The following is a 14,467-nucleotide window of genomic DNA, read 5'->3' as shown; positions in this document are numbered from 1 at the left end:
CGCTCCAATAGATCGTTCGATCAGATTATTGCCATGCAGCGGGGCTACTCCCTATGTGGCGACCCAAGGAAAAGCGCTGCACACGCACCGGCATATCCAGTTAAGGAGAGTCGTCGCAAACCGGGCTCGCGGCGTGGCAAAAAAGTACCTGCTGGAGTTGACCCTGTAACCTGCGGGGATGCCCTATCTTCCTGTGCGGTGAAGAATCCGCGGCTCGGGACTGAGGCAGAAAAACGTCTCATTTGCCGTTATGCTAACGACCGCCCTGCTCACGAGCATCAAGCCGACCGCAAGACTAAGAATCGAGGCAACCGGCCAGTCGCACTTCTGCGTTCTTGGTTTCCGCGGTCCTGAATTTGGCTTGCATATCTTCACATTCCTTCAGCAGGATAGCTGGACCGCTGTCCATCTCCATCCGTCTATTGCCTGTGTCATTTGTCTGCAGTTGAACATATACCCACCGAGATGCTAGCGCTGCTAGCAGCACGAGGGTACCGATGGTCAACACCCGAACAATTGGAAGAAAAAGGTGCACAATAGGAACCGCCGATCGCTCGGCCTCAAACCCCAACGTGCGGAAGCCTACATGACCCGCTATCCTGTGGCAGTCATGCCATTGCGGTATTGACAGAGGATCCAGACTCAAGAAGACTCAAAGCTTGCGACAAGCGAAATAGAGGCGTATGAGCAGGAAACAGGTTGCGGCTCTTCTTCCGGGTCGATATTGGGCCATCCCCCATGCGCCCTTTCCTTTGGACGGTCCAAACGGGCACGATGAAGTCTTTCCGGGCGCGGAATGCGTCAGTGACGGGCATTGGGTGAGCTTCGTACGCAATGGCGAAGAGGTATGGGCTTGCAACGCGACTTATGCCTCAGCACACTTTGACTTTGAGGAAATCGCACCTTCTCCTTTCCCTTCGCCGAAACGTTAGGCTTGCATAGTGCTATTCCTCTGCCTGGGCTCACGTTATCTTCAGTTGAACTACGTATGCCTTCTGCAAAATCAAACGGTGCGCCGCAAGCGCCCAACAATCATTTGTTCATTGCCTCCCAAGAACTGTTACTGCAGCGTGCCAAGAATGACGCGGTCCTGTGGATCAGGACAACCATGGCACGCAACGGCATAACGTTCACCCAACTTCAAACGGCTGGGTGTTTTGAGACGTCTCCTCAAGTCGCACGGCATATCGACTTAACCGTAAAATACAAGGACGCACTGGGGCATACTTGGGACGGGACCGGAGATATGCCTGAATGGCTGCAGCGTGCAACGCATGCCGGCCAATCTGTTGACCATTTCAAGGTTGACGGCACGGTCGTCCATTCCGGATGAGCTCTGAAAATCCAAACTCGCCTGACGTCGTATTTTGATATAGCATGGAAGCATTCATCCATCACCGAGTGCATCCAAATGACAACCTATAAACAATTGATGGCGGAGAAGGCGGCTTTGGAAGCAAAGCTGCACGAGGTTCGTGCAAAAGAAGTTGCTGGTGTGATCGCAAAAATTCAGGAGCTCATGACGGACTATGGATTGACGATCGATGATATTGCCAAAAAACGAGGTCGCGGTCGTCCTGCACAGCCCTCGAACGGCGCCTCGAAGAGTCCTCTGCCACCCAAGTATATGGATCCCAAGACAGGCAAGACCTGGTCGGGCCGTGGCCGTGCTCCTGCGTGGCTGGGGAGAAATCCGAAGCGCTTCCTGATCGCGGAAGACGCTGCGTAACATACCAATGAGGCGTTGATCGCCTCGCGACCAACGCTTGAGAAAAAAGGCCTTACGGAACGTTTTCGTAATAAAAAGATTGCGCGCCGTAATGATTTCTATAGTCGTTCGCTGCTACGCTCCGCCTCCGCCGCAAGGTACCTCAACGGAGGAAGAATTCATGCCCGTAGGAAAGACCGCAGCAACGCCTAAAAAGCACGCACCCAAGAAGTTGCGGTGCCCGTAAAGAAAGCAAGTGTGCTGGTTCATGAGGTTAAAACTGCGTGCCGAGTTGGCTAAGGAGGTCGCAGCGGGCAAGAAAGCCGTCCTCAAGGCTCGTGCTGAACTTAAGAAATTGAAGCAAGCCGCACGCGCTGCACTGTCGGCCGAAAAGGCAGCAACGAAGGCCAAAACACCAGTCAAAGCCAAGACTGCGAAGAAACCCGCGGCGAAGAAAGCGGCAATCGTCAAAACCGCAAAGCCAGTCGATGCAGTCAGCGTTGTGCCGAAGAAGGCTGTGCGCGCTGCAACCGCCGTGAAGCCCACGGTGCCGCAGGAGACCAAGACCGCCAAGAAACCTTCCGCTACAACACGGCAGAAGAAGGTCAGCGGAACGTCAGCTCGCGTCGTCTCGGAAATCGCAACCACATAACGTAAAAGCGTTGAGAGAAAGCCTGGGCCGCATTGCGTTCCAGGCTTTGGCCTCGCTGTTCGGGCAAGGTTCGGCCGTCTTTCGGACTTTGGGGTCTAGTCCACGTCTTTCGGGCTTTCGGGCTTTCGGGCTTTCGGGCTTTCGGCGCCTCTTTTCCCAGCCAGTAATTGTACCAACCTAAAATGCGGCAATTGGCTGTGCTCGGGACCCTTTAGACGTCAGCGCCGCCGTCACGTAGCGTTCGCAAACCGCATTCCAAGTTCCTTCGGGCAGGTCCCTCCCATATCGCACAGGAGTCAGAATGGTAAATGCGATCGCGGGCGAGAAAGCTCTCGTACACCGCCGCGCGACCGCTGCGCCACGCCAGCGCCGGATCTGGCGTCCTCATCAGCAACGTTGCGTATTCAGTGTAGATCTCCGTCGCGTGTTTCTCGAAAATCGAGGCTTCTACGGCAAGGCGATGCAAGTCGAGGTCAAGTACTATCTTCGCCACTTCAGTACTAGGCACATGTTCGACGGTATCGAGAATGATCGAGGCCGCAGAGTCTGCGATCTGACATCCGGCCTCAAAATCTAGCCAACCGTCACGAAGCATCTGATCTCGCATGAGTAATGCCGAGGCCTTGTCGTTCACGCCTTTGTCCAGCCCCGGTACGTAGACCGCGTCATGCCAGAGAACGGCCATCGCTTGCGGCACGGTTAGCGTAACTTGTAGTTCCACAGCCATGGCCAACATCTCCTCTATATGGGCCCAGTTGTGGTAAAACCGGTGTGGCTGCTCGTAGTGCGTAGCGGCAACGTTCCTGGAACGGGAAATTCGTGCAGAGTCGTCTATTATCATGTCGATAAATGGCGCATCGGTGGACGAACGAACGGAAAGCGGCCCCGCTTCCGTAGTCCAATAAGTTCTTCATTTTTTTATCCACCGTACCAGAGCTTTCTCCACATCTAGCGGCGGACGTCAGACCGCGCAGCGCATGCCCTTTTTTCAGCCAGCCCGATTGACGTGCAGCGCGTCACGCTTGATCTTCTTCGCCAGGGACCACTTATGCACCTCCGTCGGTCCGTCATAGATGCGAAACGCGCGCAACTCGCGAAACGCCTGTTCGACAATGGTGTCCCGGGACACACCATCGCCGCCCAGAATCTGGACGCACCGATCGGCTACCCGAAACAAGGCCTCTGACACCGCTACCTTTGCCATGGAGCTCTCAGTCGTTGCGGCAGATCCGGCGTCCAGCACACTCGCGCACCAGTCGATCATCAGCGCCGCCTGTTGGAGATCGATGAGGTTATCTGCAAGCATAAAACCCACGCCCTCATGGTCGACCAATAACTTACCGAATGCGCTGCGCGTGGTGGCATATGCGCGCGCAATTTCATCGGCGCGAGCGACCGTGCCAAACCAACGCATGCAGTGGGACAAGCGCGCGGGCGACAGCCGAACTTGAGCGTAGCGAAACCCTTCGTCAACCTCGCCCAGCACCTGTTCGGGCGGAACCCTAAGGTTCTCGATCCGTACGAGCGCATGACCGCCGGGCATCGAACTATCCATTGTGTCCAATACGCGCTCGGTCCGAATGCTCGGATGCGGCAGGTCCACTAGAAACATCGTAGCGTGAGCACGCTCGCCTTCTCCCGTTCGTGCCATCAAGATCCCCACGCTGGCACCCTCTGCCCCAGTGATGAACTTCTTGCGACCGTTAATAACCCAGTCCCGTCCATCACGCTGTGCTTTTGTCTGCAGCATAGACGGATCAGAGCCTGCACCTCCGTCTTCGGCGGGCTCCGTCATGAAGAAGGCCGATCGAACGTCTCCTCGCACGAGTGGCGCAAGAAAGCGGGCTTTCTGCTGGTCCGTGGCCACTTTTGCCAGAAGGAACATGTTGCCTTCGTCGGGCGCCATGGTATTGAGCGCGACGGGTCCGAGTGGCGAAAGTCCCGAACGCTTAAGAACCGCTGCCGTCTCCAGCTGGCTCAAGTGGGAACCATCTGCCAGGATATGCGGCGTCATTAGGCCAGCAGTGCGTGCCTTGGCGCGTAGTTCGACGACCAAGTCGTCTGCCGGGCCATGTGAACCAACGCGGGCATCGCTCTCGTAGGGGCAGACTACATCGCGCACAAAACGCTCGACGCGGTCAGCGATAATCCGGCTTCGCTCCGTAGGAGGTGGAGTGAACATAATGAGCTCCTTTTGACGCGTCTACAAAAATCGAGTGCAACGACTCAGATTCGCAAACTCCGCACTCCTTTTAACATTAGCATGGGCTGAGGCGTCGGACTGCACTCCGCCCGTGCCTGATGGCATGACCACATACCAGGATGAACGCACTGCGCCTTGCGCTGGAGCGGCCCCCTGATTCGCCGGACACAGTCCCCCACTTACAATAGCAGGTAGCAGGTCATGGTTGACAGGACTCCTATCGGTTACACGCAACGCGAGACGCCGATCGCCCCAGACGATAGCGCCTGGCTGTTTGGAGCGGCCCCTTAAATCTCAGGACACCTGGCACCTCTTATAATTAGGGGTGGTGTGCGACACGAAGCATGAGGCCGGTGCATGGGCGCAGTGCATGTTCGTTTCATCATTGTTCACCTGTCATTTTGACAGTAGGGAACTCGCTGTGCGCCCAGCGGTAGCTTGGGACCGCGTGCATCACTGGCAACGGTGGTGTGCGAAGCCGCTCCGACGAAGTGTCCGTAAGCATGGGGCGTCGTGAGGCGCTGCGTGGAGGCTTGAAACAGCGATGGGGTCGAGACGCAAAGCTGACTGACATGGCCAACATATGTGAATCGCTGATAAACGTCGTATTAATTGACATGCCAAAGCTGCTGTTAGGCATGACCTAAAACGGGACGTGGCTGGATATTGCTCTACTACCAAGCAATACGTCGCCAATAGAGCCACCGGCGAAGAGGCGGGGCCTAACTCAGTCGTGTGATGAGGCGGGAACGTGGTAAGCCCGAACAGTTTCCCATGGGCAAGTGAGCTGCGAGGCGAGCTGTCGACTGTGCGGGTATGAGATGGCGGAAAAGCAAAGGCCGGGCTGTAACGGTTCGGATAAGGAATGAAACATACCCTGCGCGAAAGCCGTTCAGCCCAAGAAAAGCTCGCCATCATCCAGGAAACGATGGAGCCAGGAGCCACCGTTTCAGCGGTCGCGCGGCGGCACGGGCTCAATCCCAATCAGTTGTTTGCCTGGCGCAAGCAGTACCAGGAGGGCAGCCTGGCTGCCGTGAGCGCTAGCGAAGCTGTAGTCCCAGCCTCGCAGTTGGCGGATGCCTTCAAAGAGATCAGGGAGCTGCAGCGACTGCTGGGAAAGAAGACGCGGGAAGCAGAAATCCTGAAAGAAGCCGTGGAGTATGGGCGCTCAAAAAACTGGATTGCGCGCTCGCCCTTACTACCCGGGGACGACCAATGAAGACGGTCTGCGATGTCGTCGGCGTGGCGCGCTCTGCGGTGGCAGCGAAACAGGCCCGGTCAGCGGATTGGCAAGATGGTCGCCGGGCCCGCGAATACGACGATATGGCGCTGGTGACTGAAATCTATGATGGAGTTCGACTGACGTCACCGCTGACCCTACCGCGCCGTCGGCGCGCGCATCGGATGACCTCGCGCTCATCGCCGGCTCCACGCTCACCGAGAGAAACGGTGTTGCCCCATCTGCTGGCTGCGCCGGTTCACCGTACTTCCCGTGCTCATACTCGTGGCGCCATCTGGCCAGTGGGTTGTGGTTCAGGTCATAGTCGCGTGCCACGCGAGCCAGGGACATTGGGGAGGCCAATAGAACCCGCACAACCTCGCGCTTGTACTCGACGGTGAAGCGTCGCCTCGGCTCGTTGCGAAAGGTGCGGGGACTTGAGCTGACTTCAGCGTTCATAGATGCCCATCAATGGTTAGATGGGCATCTATTCTCGCTAGCTACTCCTCGCCGCAAAGACGGACATGGTCGGATGCTTACGTTTAAGTTACACGTCGGCCGCGCGCAAAGCCGCCCGACGGGAGGGCCGCCCTTTCCTCCTGAAAGGCTTCGGTGGTGACCGCCTCGCTGGTCGGCTTGATACGGCAGCGGCGAGGGGAGACTGGTCTCTGTGGGGGAAGAGCTGAGACGACCAGCGTGCGGGCGAAGATAGCGCACGGCTCGAAAAGACTGTCGTACCTGGGCAATCTGCATAGGGGAAGGCAACACCCACGCTCACGCACAGGGGCCCTTCGGCTGTCCCTTTCATATCTCAAGAAAGATATCCTCCCAAAAACAGCGTAGAAATTGTTTCGATCGAGGATCTGTATTCGGTTATTCCTGAGGCGCTGTGATCGGCTAGAGAATCTCTTGGTGGAATAACCCTTTGAAGCACTCGTCAAGTTTGAAAGCACATACCTCAGGTAGGCACGTGAGCCCGCTTCGCGGTCGCGCAGCCAGGGAAGGAGTGTTGGAGGCGAAGCTCATTTTGCTCATCCTGGCAGAGTTGTTTCGCACTGGCACGCTCCTCTGCGAGGCAAACTCACCTGCGGGTTGTTCCTCGTCCCTTGTGGCGCCCTTCTTTTTGACGGCCAGCAATTGATGGCTCACGTCTCCCGCTTGCGGATCGCCGTTGGTCCAGGGGGCTCTCCTAGCGTTCGCAAGGTGTCAGGAAACTTGTACCGGGTCAACGCCTCTTTATTCCAGCGCTCTGTTCACCAAAAGCGGCGCAGCCGAAGCGCGACTGTGAGGACGAGGCATGTCGGCTGCCTCGCCCTCGGTGCCAGATCGACACACGGGCTGCTGCTTAGCTAGATAGACGGATCAAGCTTGTCTACGTCCAAGTCATAGCGCCGAATGGCTTGGGCGACGACGCTGCGCGGCACTGTGCCGTCATCGGCGAGCGCCTTGAGCGCAGCCACTGCGATGTAATGTCGGTCCACTTCAAAGAAGCTTCTTAGCGACTCACGCGTGTCGGAGCGGCCAAAGCCGTCAGTCCCCAACGCCACCATACGACGTTGACCAATGAACGGACGGATCTGGTCAGCCACGATCTTCATGTAGTCGGTGGCCACCACGAGCGGTCCCTCACGATTGTCCAGGCATTGCCGGACGTAAGGCTGGCGCGGGGTGGCTTCCGGATGGAGCAGGTTCCAGCGTTCCGTTGCCAGGCCGTCCCGGCGCAGTTCGGTCAGGCTCGTGGCGCTCCAGATGTCGCTGGCGATGTCGAAATCAGAACCCAGCAGTTCCGCCGCCGCAATTGCTTCGTTGAGAATGGCGCCGCTGCCGGCCAGTTGTACCCGGCCGATGGCGTTTTGCGGCGACGTCGATCGGAGCAGATACCACCCTCGCAGGATTCCGACTTCGGCCCCAGCCGGCAGGGCGGGATGCGTGTAATTCTCGTTCAGCAGGGTAATGTAGTAGAAGATGTCTTCCTGCTCCACATACATCCGACGCATTCCGTCATGGACGATCACTGCCAGCTCATAGGCGAAGGTGGGATCGTATGAAACGCAGCAGGGAATGACCGACGAAAGTACGTGACTATGGCCATCGTCGTGTTGCAGCCCTTCGCCCATGAGCGTGGTTCGTCCCGAGGTGGCGCCCAGCAGGAAGCCGCGTGCGCGGGCATCACCGGCGGCCCAGGCCAGGTCGCCCACCCGCTGGAAGCCGAACATCGAATAGTAGATGTAGAACGGCAGCGCATTGACGCCGTGATTGCTGTATGAGGTGGCGGCAGCAATCCATGCCGACATCGCGCCGGACTCGTTGAGCCCTTCCTGCAGGATCTGTCCATCCTGCGACTCGCGATAGTAACTGAGCTGATCTGCGTCTTGCGGCGTGTAAAGCTGTCCGACATGAGAATAGATCCCGACCTGGCGGAACATGCCTTCCATGCCGAAGGTCCGTGACTCGTCGGGAACGATCGGTACTACATTCTGACCCAGCACCTTGTCCTTGAGTAGCGTGCCAAGCATGCGTACGAAAGCCATGGTTGTGGAGTAGCCACGGCTGCCGGAGTCGCTCAATTGGGTGTCGAAGATCGACAGCGGCGGCAGTGCTATGGGGCCCGTTCCGCCATGCCGGGCCGGAATGTGTCCGCCCAGCGCCGCGCGCCGGCTGCGCAGATAACGTCCTTCCGCGCTATCTGGTGCGGGCTTCAGGTAAGGGATCGCCTCGAGTTGGTCATCGCTGACCGGCAGCTCGAAGCGATCCCGGAACGCGCGTACGGCGTCTGCGTTGAGCTTCTTCAGCTGGTGGTTGATATTCTGGCCTTCACCGGCTTCCCCCATGCCGAAACCCTTGACGGTCTTGACCAGGACGACGGTAGGCTGTCCCACATGCCGTGTGGCTGCCGCATAGGCGTTGAAGACCTTGACTGGATCATGACCGCCACGGTTCAGCGCCCAGATCTCGGCATCACTCATGTCGGCCACGAGTTCGCGCAGGGCGGGGTACTTGCCAAAGAAGTGTTCGCGTACATAAGCCCCGTCCTGCGACTTGAAGGCCTGATACTCGCCATCGACGCACTCCGTCATGCGCTGGCGCAACAGGCCGGTGGTGTCGCGTGCGATCAGCCGGTCCCACCCGCTGCCCCAAATCACCTTGACTACGTTCCAGCCAGCTGCGCGGTACAGGGCTTCGAACTCCTGGATGATCTTGGCATTGCCCCGGACGGGCCCGTCCAGGCGCTGAAGATTGCAGTTGACAACGAAGATGAGGTTGTCGAGCCGTTCCCTCCCAGCCATGGCCACGGCAGCCAGTGATTCGGGCTGGTCCATTTCGCCGTCGCCAAGAAACGCCCAGACCTTGCGCCCTTCGGCGGGAGCCAGCTGCCGGTCCTCGAGATATCGCATGAAACGCGCCTGGTACGCCGCCGTGATCGGTCCGAGTCCCATCGAAACGGTGGGGAATTGCCAGAAATCCGGCATCAGCCACGGATGGGGATAGGACGACAGACCGTTACGCCCGGCTTCCCGGCGGAAATTGTCGAGCAGGGATTCGTCGATGCGGCCTTCCAAGAACGCCCGCGCGTAAATGCCGGGCGACGCATGACCCTGCAGATAGACCAAATCGCCAGCGAAGGCTTCCGTACGACCCCTGAAGAAGTGCTGGAAACCCACTTCGTACAGCACGGCGGCCGATGCATAGGTAGCGATGTGGCCACCTACATTGGAGTGCTTGCCCGCCCGCAACACCATCGCCATGGCATTCCAGCGCGCCATGGCGGCTAGCCTGCGCTCTATCTGGATGTCGCCGGGATACTGCTGCTCGCGGGATTGGGCGATCGTGTTGACATAGGGTGTCGTGATTGCGCCATGGAAGTCCCCGTGCTGGGCTGCGTCGGATTCATGCAGGCGGTTCATCAGGTAGTGGGCGCGCTCACGGCCTTCGACTTCGGTCACGGCGGCCAGGGCGTCAATCCATTCTTGCGTCTCCTGCGGGTCTACATCGAGCGGTAATACGTGCAGCGGCAACAGCGGGGCCTTCATGTGTGTCTCCATGGGATTGACGGGGTTTCCGGCCGCGTCAGCCCCGGTCGGGTAGACGAGTTCATCGCGATCCGAATGAATTGCAAATGCAATCGCATGGGGATTGTGAGTGCTTTACGGCATAATTGCAACTGCAACTATTGGAGACGCCATGCCGACACAAATACCGGATTTGTGGTTTTCATTCGTACGATCGCATCGCGCCTTGCTGCGCGAGGTCGACCGGCGCCTTGCCGAGGCTGGGCTACCCGTCTACGCGTGGTACGACGTACTGTGGGGGATTGAGAGCGGGCCGGAGGAAGGACGCCGCATGCATGAGCTTGCCGATGTGCTTGCCATAGAGCGGTACAACCTGACGCGCCTGATTGACCGGCTAGAACGTGAAGAGCTCGTGAGGCGTGTCCGATCGGAGGAAGACGGCCGTGCGGCATTCCTTTCCATCACGCGGCAAGGCAAGACCCTGCGCAAGAAGATGTGGGGCGTCTACGAGGCAGCGGTCAACGAGCTATTTGTTGCCCAATTCCGGCCGGAAGATGTCGAACGATTTTCTCGCGCGCTTGACGCGGCAGCAGCCCAAGCAGGGAGGCCGAGATAGGTTCGAACGCCATTCTCGGGTCAAGAGTCCCTCAAGCATAATAGAGCTACAGTGTTTTATATCTCGTTCGCTCACTCTAGCTCTCTCCAGATACTCACGGCATGTTCGCAAGATCACTCGAGCATATCCTCGCCGAGCGCCTCCAAGGTAGCGATTTCCTACCTGACGGCATTCGCGAGATTGCCGCACGCTTTGAGTCTCTGCGCGCGCACGGGCTTCTCCCTCGAGGAAGCGAGAATCGTGGAAAGCGTTTGCGCCGAGATTGCCGCCGGCATCCTTAGCCTTGTCCCTCTTCGACCATCTTGGGCGGGGCACGCTGCCATTTCCCTCAAGGATCTGCGTGCCGTAGGCGGACAACAAGCGTCGTGCTGGGGTGCCGATACGCTCCTGGCTGCCATTGAAACAATTCTGGCCGATCGACAGGCGCTTGAAGCCGTGTCCCATATCTCGGTGTTGAGTTGCACTGAGAACTGACCCACGGGGATGCGGACAAAAAGTTGGACTGGTTAGGCAGAGAATCCTAAGCTTTTTCGGTACTCGACTGGGCTGCGATAGCCCAGCCAGATCTTGATCCTCTTCTCGTTGTGCCACCCGATGTAAGAGTCAACTACCACGATGAACTGCTCAATGGCGCAACAGACCCCTCACTAACCCCAAATTCCCGGCTTACGCCGGACTCCGGGGCTTGCGACGGTGCCATGGTCCGCCCCGTCGAAGACGTTTGCCGCGAACATTTCAGGGTCCCGAATAGCCGCCAGCATTCCAATCGTTGCGCTGACAGAGTGTCCGAATTGGATGACAGGTGATGATCTTAAGCAAGTCTGACGCAAATCCGTCGAGCGTTCCGTACCGGCTCTTGTCATAACCGGACAGGTCCGACCCTCCCGCGCCTACCCCAAGTCAAAAAGGATGATGCGGTAGCGATCCCGGAAAGCTTGCGCGACGGCCTTCCACATACTTTGGTCGCACCCAAAGCCGTGCGCGTAGAGCATCGCAAGGGGCCCGTTACCAAATTTTTGGACGTTGTTGCGCTTACCGATATTTCGCATCAGAGCTATCTCCATCGAGCCATCTGACGCTGAAGGTAGCCGAAAAGGCGCAAAAATCGCTAACGTTCAGATTGGTTCCAGCCAAATGAAACAGATTTCGCTCGCATGGTGCGGAACGCTCATTGGGATGTACGCCAAGAGCAACGCAATGGCTAAGAAACGTACTGCCGTCGATCCTGCTAGCTTACGGTCGTGGAACGGAAGTTGCTGCGGTTTGTTATCCGAATGCAGCCCTTAGGTGGGTAAGGACAATTTCGTTCGCAACTCAAGGACAATGCCGTGGAATCACAGACGAAACGGTTAGCGCCTCTCATCCTACTCGTTGATGACACCCCGGATTTTGTCGACGCGTGGCAATTGCTTCTGGAGCTATATGGTTTTCGCGTCGTAACCGCCATCGACGGAGCGAGCGGCTTAGCGCAGGCCCAAAAATATTTACCAGACCTCATTCTTACCGACTACATGATGCCGGGCATGGACGGGCTGACAATGTGTAGGAAGATGAAGGCTGACACACGTTTTCAGACAGTCCCAATCATTATGTGGACTGGGGCCGTAGGGTGCATCACGGACAAAGTCTTGGATCGGCTCTTGTGCAAACCGGTGCGCCTTGAATTTCTAATAGCTGAAATCGCAGAGCTGTTACCAGGGCACGACATACCGACTGCCTGAGCATTCGCCCACCGTTCGCCGGTGGAAACCGAAGAAAGTGAAAGCCACGTTGCCGGGAAGAAAATTTAGCGACATAGCACTGCTTCCCGCTCCCGCAACGGATCATTTCTGCAATGTGTCGGGACGGTGCTGCTTACAGATCGCAGACTTGTATGGACGGAGAACGACCCCTCGAGTGCAGAGGCCAGAGCCTCAGTAACTGGGCTACCGGGACTTTACGAACGTTGACATTCGGTCGATAACTTCTCGGGCCGAGCTTAGCGCCATTTCAATCGCAACGTGCGGTGTATCAGCATGATGCTGGATCATGGGTGGCACCAACCTTCGGGAGCCCATGCCAGCACTCATTTGAGTAATTGTCGCCGTAGCTAGGAAGCGGTGCTGAACCATTTCGCTGTGGGCCGGTGCAGCAGCATGACGCACTTTCGCTGAAACCCTGAAACCCTTGTAAACCGCGTTGTTCTGAGACATATATCCCCCTAAAGCAACCCAGCATACGCGGATTCTCTACAAGAGATCGCATACTTTCAAAAAAAACGGGATAACTGTCATGCCCGGCACTTTGCTCCAATTGCATGATGGCCGTGCGGAGGAGGAGGAGGATGGGGCGAGGGTACCGTGCGCCTCTTCCAGAGCCAGCCTCTGAGATTCTGGTCAAAGAGTAATGTCGCCGGTGTATTGCTAAATTGTTCGCTCGCAGACCCCGGAAGAGAGGAACGTTCTCCGAATTGGCGAGTGTTTCGCCGATCGCCTGGCGCAGCCACCGCGAGCGCAGCGACAACGCATCGTCGGTGTCGCGCAGGCCCATGGCCTCGCCCAACGACGGCTTGGCCGGCACGAGAATCGATTTTCACGGCGCGGGCGTACCGGACCACGCTGAAGCGAACGCCCCATGTTGAACTCGAAAGGAGCACAGAGCTGTCCATCCACTCGAGGCGGCTTTCTTCGAAGGCATTGATGGAAACCGCCAATCTCCCGTTAACTATCGGCGCATCCCCAGGCGAGCGGACCGCGCTCTCAGACAAGCCCTCAACTATTAAGGAGGGCACTGAGGTTGGTCGTACTGTTCTCGCGGAGGAAAGTGGAGGCCTATGAGAAGCTCAGACGTAGCTGCCCGCATATCAGACGAACACCTACGTGTCTCCGCTCGATGAGCGACTATATTTCGAAGTGCACCAGTTTCCATTCACTCCCGATGGAAGCTTTCCGGCCCCGACACATGCGGGGCCTTTTTGTTCGCAAGCATGGAATAGCATGCTGCTGCCGGGACCCCGCCCTCCGACACCTCCACGACCCTGATGGGCTGCCGAAAAAGGACCATTCCCTATTAGCGTCTGGCTCTTTCGCATTGATGGAAGAGCTGCCCGCTCCGCTGCCCCCAATGAAAGCATCGCGGCACGCGCTTGCGACCTGCGGAAAAAAATGGGCATGCTCTCATGCATCGAGGCGAGAAACCCATCGTCGTCTTCTCGTAGTGGGACTCGGCGTGCCGAGCCCAAACGAAATGGGCGACGACTACCGTATGCGTCCCGCCAATGCGGCCTTCACCGCAGGTGGCGCGTTGAATGCGCCCAGCACAACGACAGACTCGATTGTTGCCATAGCCAGTGTCGGGCTGACGTCGGCTGCAATGCTTGCCAAGCCAAGAACATGGATGGCCAGTTTCTCATTGGCAGCCAATGCCGCCTCAAGGTCTTGCCTCGAGAAATGTTGCAGACCCAGTACGAGCGATCGGCGTGTAACCGTCTCATTGATGGCCTGCTGGTGGACAACCAATTGGTTTCGAATCGCAGTCCGTATTAGGTCGGTGCGATTCGAATAAAAGCCCTCCTCAACCAGCAGATCAATTTGGCCAAGATCGACAGGGCCAAGGTTTATGGTGATCTTCTCTGTCTCCCCACCCTTGGGGCGCAGCGTCTTTTCTTGTGCAGTAAGGTTCATATGCCGACCAGTGATTTCATCTTGCTTCTGGCCATCCTAACAACATCCAACAGGATGGCGAAAGAAAGTTTCGGGGAAAGTGATCCACTAGAGAAGACGTGTCGTCGTGGTTTCGCCGAAATCGAGGCATCGACGGGCTAACAATCGACGGCAACTGACCGCACTTGTCCGTCTGCGCATCCTCATGGCCGACAAATTTCCGATCCATCCGAAGCATCCCGAGCGCATCTGCTGGGGCTGCGACAAGCACCGCGCCGGCGACGCGATGGGCTGCGGCAACGGACCAAGCCGCGCGCAGCAGCCCGCCGAACTGCTCGGCGACGACTGGTATGAGCACGGCGGTTGGGGGATCGAGGTGGAGGAGGCGCCGGCGCTGACGGCGCCGGCGTGACAGCCA

10 protein-coding genes and 3 pseudogenes are annotated in these 14,467 nt (G+C 57.8%); 7 read left to right on the top strand and 6 right to left on the bottom strand.

What is annotated here, in order from left to right; all coding sequences use genetic code 11:
- Positions 1-988: 988 nt before the first annotated feature.
- From GA566_RS29005 to GA566_RS28995, 3 genes are all read left to right on the top strand, one after another.
- Complete coding sequence (locus tag GA566_RS29005; RefSeq protein WP_160475010.1) at positions 989-1,333, top strand: H-NS family nucleoid-associated regulatory protein; 345 nt, start codon at positions 989-991, stop codon at positions 1,331-1,333.
- Positions 1,334-1,411: 78 nt separating this feature from the next.
- Complete coding sequence (locus GA566_RS29000) at positions 1,412-1,729, top strand: H-NS histone family protein (RefSeq protein WP_160475009.1); 318 nt, start codon at positions 1,412-1,414, stop codon at positions 1,727-1,729.
- Positions 1,730-1,976: 247 nt separating this feature from the next.
- Positions 1,977-2,360: a hypothetical protein gene (locus GA566_RS28995; RefSeq protein ID WP_160475008.1), complete on the top strand. Its 384-nt coding sequence runs from the start codon at positions 1,977-1,979 to the stop codon at positions 2,358-2,360.
- A 211-nt stretch (positions 2,361-2,571) separates the two neighbouring features.
- Here the strand turns inward: GA566_RS28995 and GA566_RS28990 are convergent, their stop codons facing one another.
- Positions 2,572-3,087 carry a hypothetical protein gene (locus tag GA566_RS28990; RefSeq protein WP_160475007.1) on the bottom strand — a complete coding sequence of 172 codons (516 nt, stop codon included), beginning with the start codon at positions 3,085-3,087 and terminating at the stop codon, positions 2,572-2,574.
- 261 nt (positions 3,088-3,348) lie between these two features.
- A complete protein-coding gene (locus GA566_RS28985; RefSeq protein WP_160475006.1) occupies positions 3,349-4,542 on the bottom strand; it encodes an acyl-CoA dehydrogenase family protein in 1,194 nt (397 codons plus the stop codon).
- 886 nt (positions 4,543-5,428) lie between these two features.
- On the opposite strand from GA566_RS28985, the pseudogene GA566_RS28980 reads away from it, so the two are divergent.
- A pseudogene (locus tag GA566_RS28980) lies at positions 5,429-5,907 on the top strand (transposase); the annotation flags it as partial.
- 136 nt (positions 5,908-6,043) lie between these two features.
- Here the strand turns inward: GA566_RS28980 and GA566_RS33770 are convergent.
- Positions 6,044-6,241 (bottom strand): annotated as a pseudogene (locus GA566_RS33770) (transposase); the annotation flags it as partial.
- 890 nt (positions 6,242-7,131) lie between these two features.
- On the bottom strand, positions 7,132-9,813 hold the full coding sequence (aceE, locus tag GA566_RS28970) for a pyruvate dehydrogenase (acetyl-transferring), homodimeric type (protein ID WP_160475004.1): 2,682 nt from the start codon (positions 9,811-9,813) through the stop codon (positions 7,132-7,134).
- A 151-nt stretch (positions 9,814-9,964) separates the two neighbouring features.
- Between aceE and GA566_RS28965 the strand changes: the two genes are divergently transcribed.
- Positions 9,965-10,408 carry a MarR family winged helix-turn-helix transcriptional regulator gene (locus GA566_RS28965; RefSeq protein ID WP_160475003.1) on the top strand — a complete coding sequence of 148 codons (444 nt, stop codon included), beginning with the start codon at positions 9,965-9,967 and terminating at the stop codon, positions 10,406-10,408.
- A 506-nt stretch (positions 10,409-10,914) separates the two neighbouring features.
- Here the strand turns inward: GA566_RS28965 and GA566_RS28960 are convergent.
- Positions 10,915-11,037, bottom strand: a pseudogene (locus tag GA566_RS28960) (IS3 family transposase); the annotation flags it as partial.
- A gap of 699 nt (positions 11,038-11,736) precedes the next feature.
- Here GA566_RS28960 and GA566_RS28955 point away from each other — a divergent pair.
- Positions 11,737-12,129 carry a response regulator gene (locus GA566_RS28955; RefSeq protein WP_160475002.1) on the top strand — a complete coding sequence of 131 codons (393 nt, stop codon included), beginning with the start codon at positions 11,737-11,739 and terminating at the stop codon, positions 12,127-12,129.
- A 1,515-nt stretch (positions 12,130-13,644) separates the two neighbouring features.
- On the opposite strand, the gene GA566_RS28950 is transcribed toward GA566_RS28955, so the two are convergent.
- The gene (locus tag GA566_RS28950) at positions 13,645-14,070 is read right to left on the bottom strand and encodes a CopG family transcriptional regulator (protein ID WP_160475001.1); all 426 of its coding nucleotides are present in this window, start codon (positions 14,068-14,070) and stop codon (positions 13,645-13,647) included.
- A 184-nt stretch (positions 14,071-14,254) separates the two neighbouring features.
- Here GA566_RS28950 and GA566_RS28945 point away from each other — a divergent pair, with 184 nt between their 5' ends.
- Positions 14,255-14,461 carry a DUF3079 domain-containing protein gene (locus GA566_RS28945; RefSeq protein WP_160475000.1) on the top strand — a complete coding sequence of 69 codons (207 nt, stop codon included), beginning with the start codon at positions 14,255-14,257 and terminating at the stop codon, positions 14,459-14,461.
- The last annotated feature ends 6 nt before the right edge of the window (positions 14,462-14,467 follow it).

Source organism: Cupriavidus sp. SW-Y-13, assembly GCF_009793345.1.
In the GTDB taxonomy this organism is placed as follows: Bacteria; Pseudomonadota; Gammaproteobacteria; order Burkholderiales; family Burkholderiaceae; genus Cupriavidus.
Note: the sequence above shows the minus strand (reverse complement) of the source record. Positions and strands in the feature narration are given on the sequence as shown.

Coding starts and splice junctions, on each gene's coding strand:
- GA566_RS29005 (WP_160475010.1), top strand. CDS start 989: ATGCCTTCTGCAAAATCAAACGGTGCGCCGCAAGCGCCCAACAATCAT.
- GA566_RS29000 (WP_160475009.1), top strand. CDS start 1,412: ATGACAACCTATAAACAATTGATGGCGGAGAAGGCGGCTTTGGAAGCA.
- GA566_RS28995 (WP_160475008.1), top strand. CDS start 1,977: ATGAGGTTAAAACTGCGTGCCGAGTTGGCTAAGGAGGTCGCAGCGGGC.
- GA566_RS28990 (WP_160475007.1), bottom strand. CDS start 3,087: ATGGCTGTGGAACTACAAGTTACGCTAACCGTGCCGCAAGCGATGGCC.
- GA566_RS28985 (WP_160475006.1), bottom strand. CDS start 4,542: ATGTTCACTCCACCTCCTACGGAGCGAAGCCGGATTATCGCTGACCGC.
- aceE (WP_160475004.1), bottom strand. CDS start 9,813: ATGAAGGCCCCGCTGTTGCCGCTGCACGTATTACCGCTCGATGTAGAC.
- GA566_RS28965 (WP_160475003.1), top strand. CDS start 9,965: ATGCCGACACAAATACCGGATTTGTGGTTTTCATTCGTACGATCGCAT.
- GA566_RS28950 (WP_160475001.1), bottom strand. CDS start 14,070: ATGAACCTTACTGCACAAGAAAAGACGCTGCGCCCCAAGGGTGGGGAG.
- GA566_RS28945 (WP_160475000.1), top strand. CDS start 14,255: ATGGCCGACAAATTTCCGATCCATCCGAAGCATCCCGAGCGCATCTGC.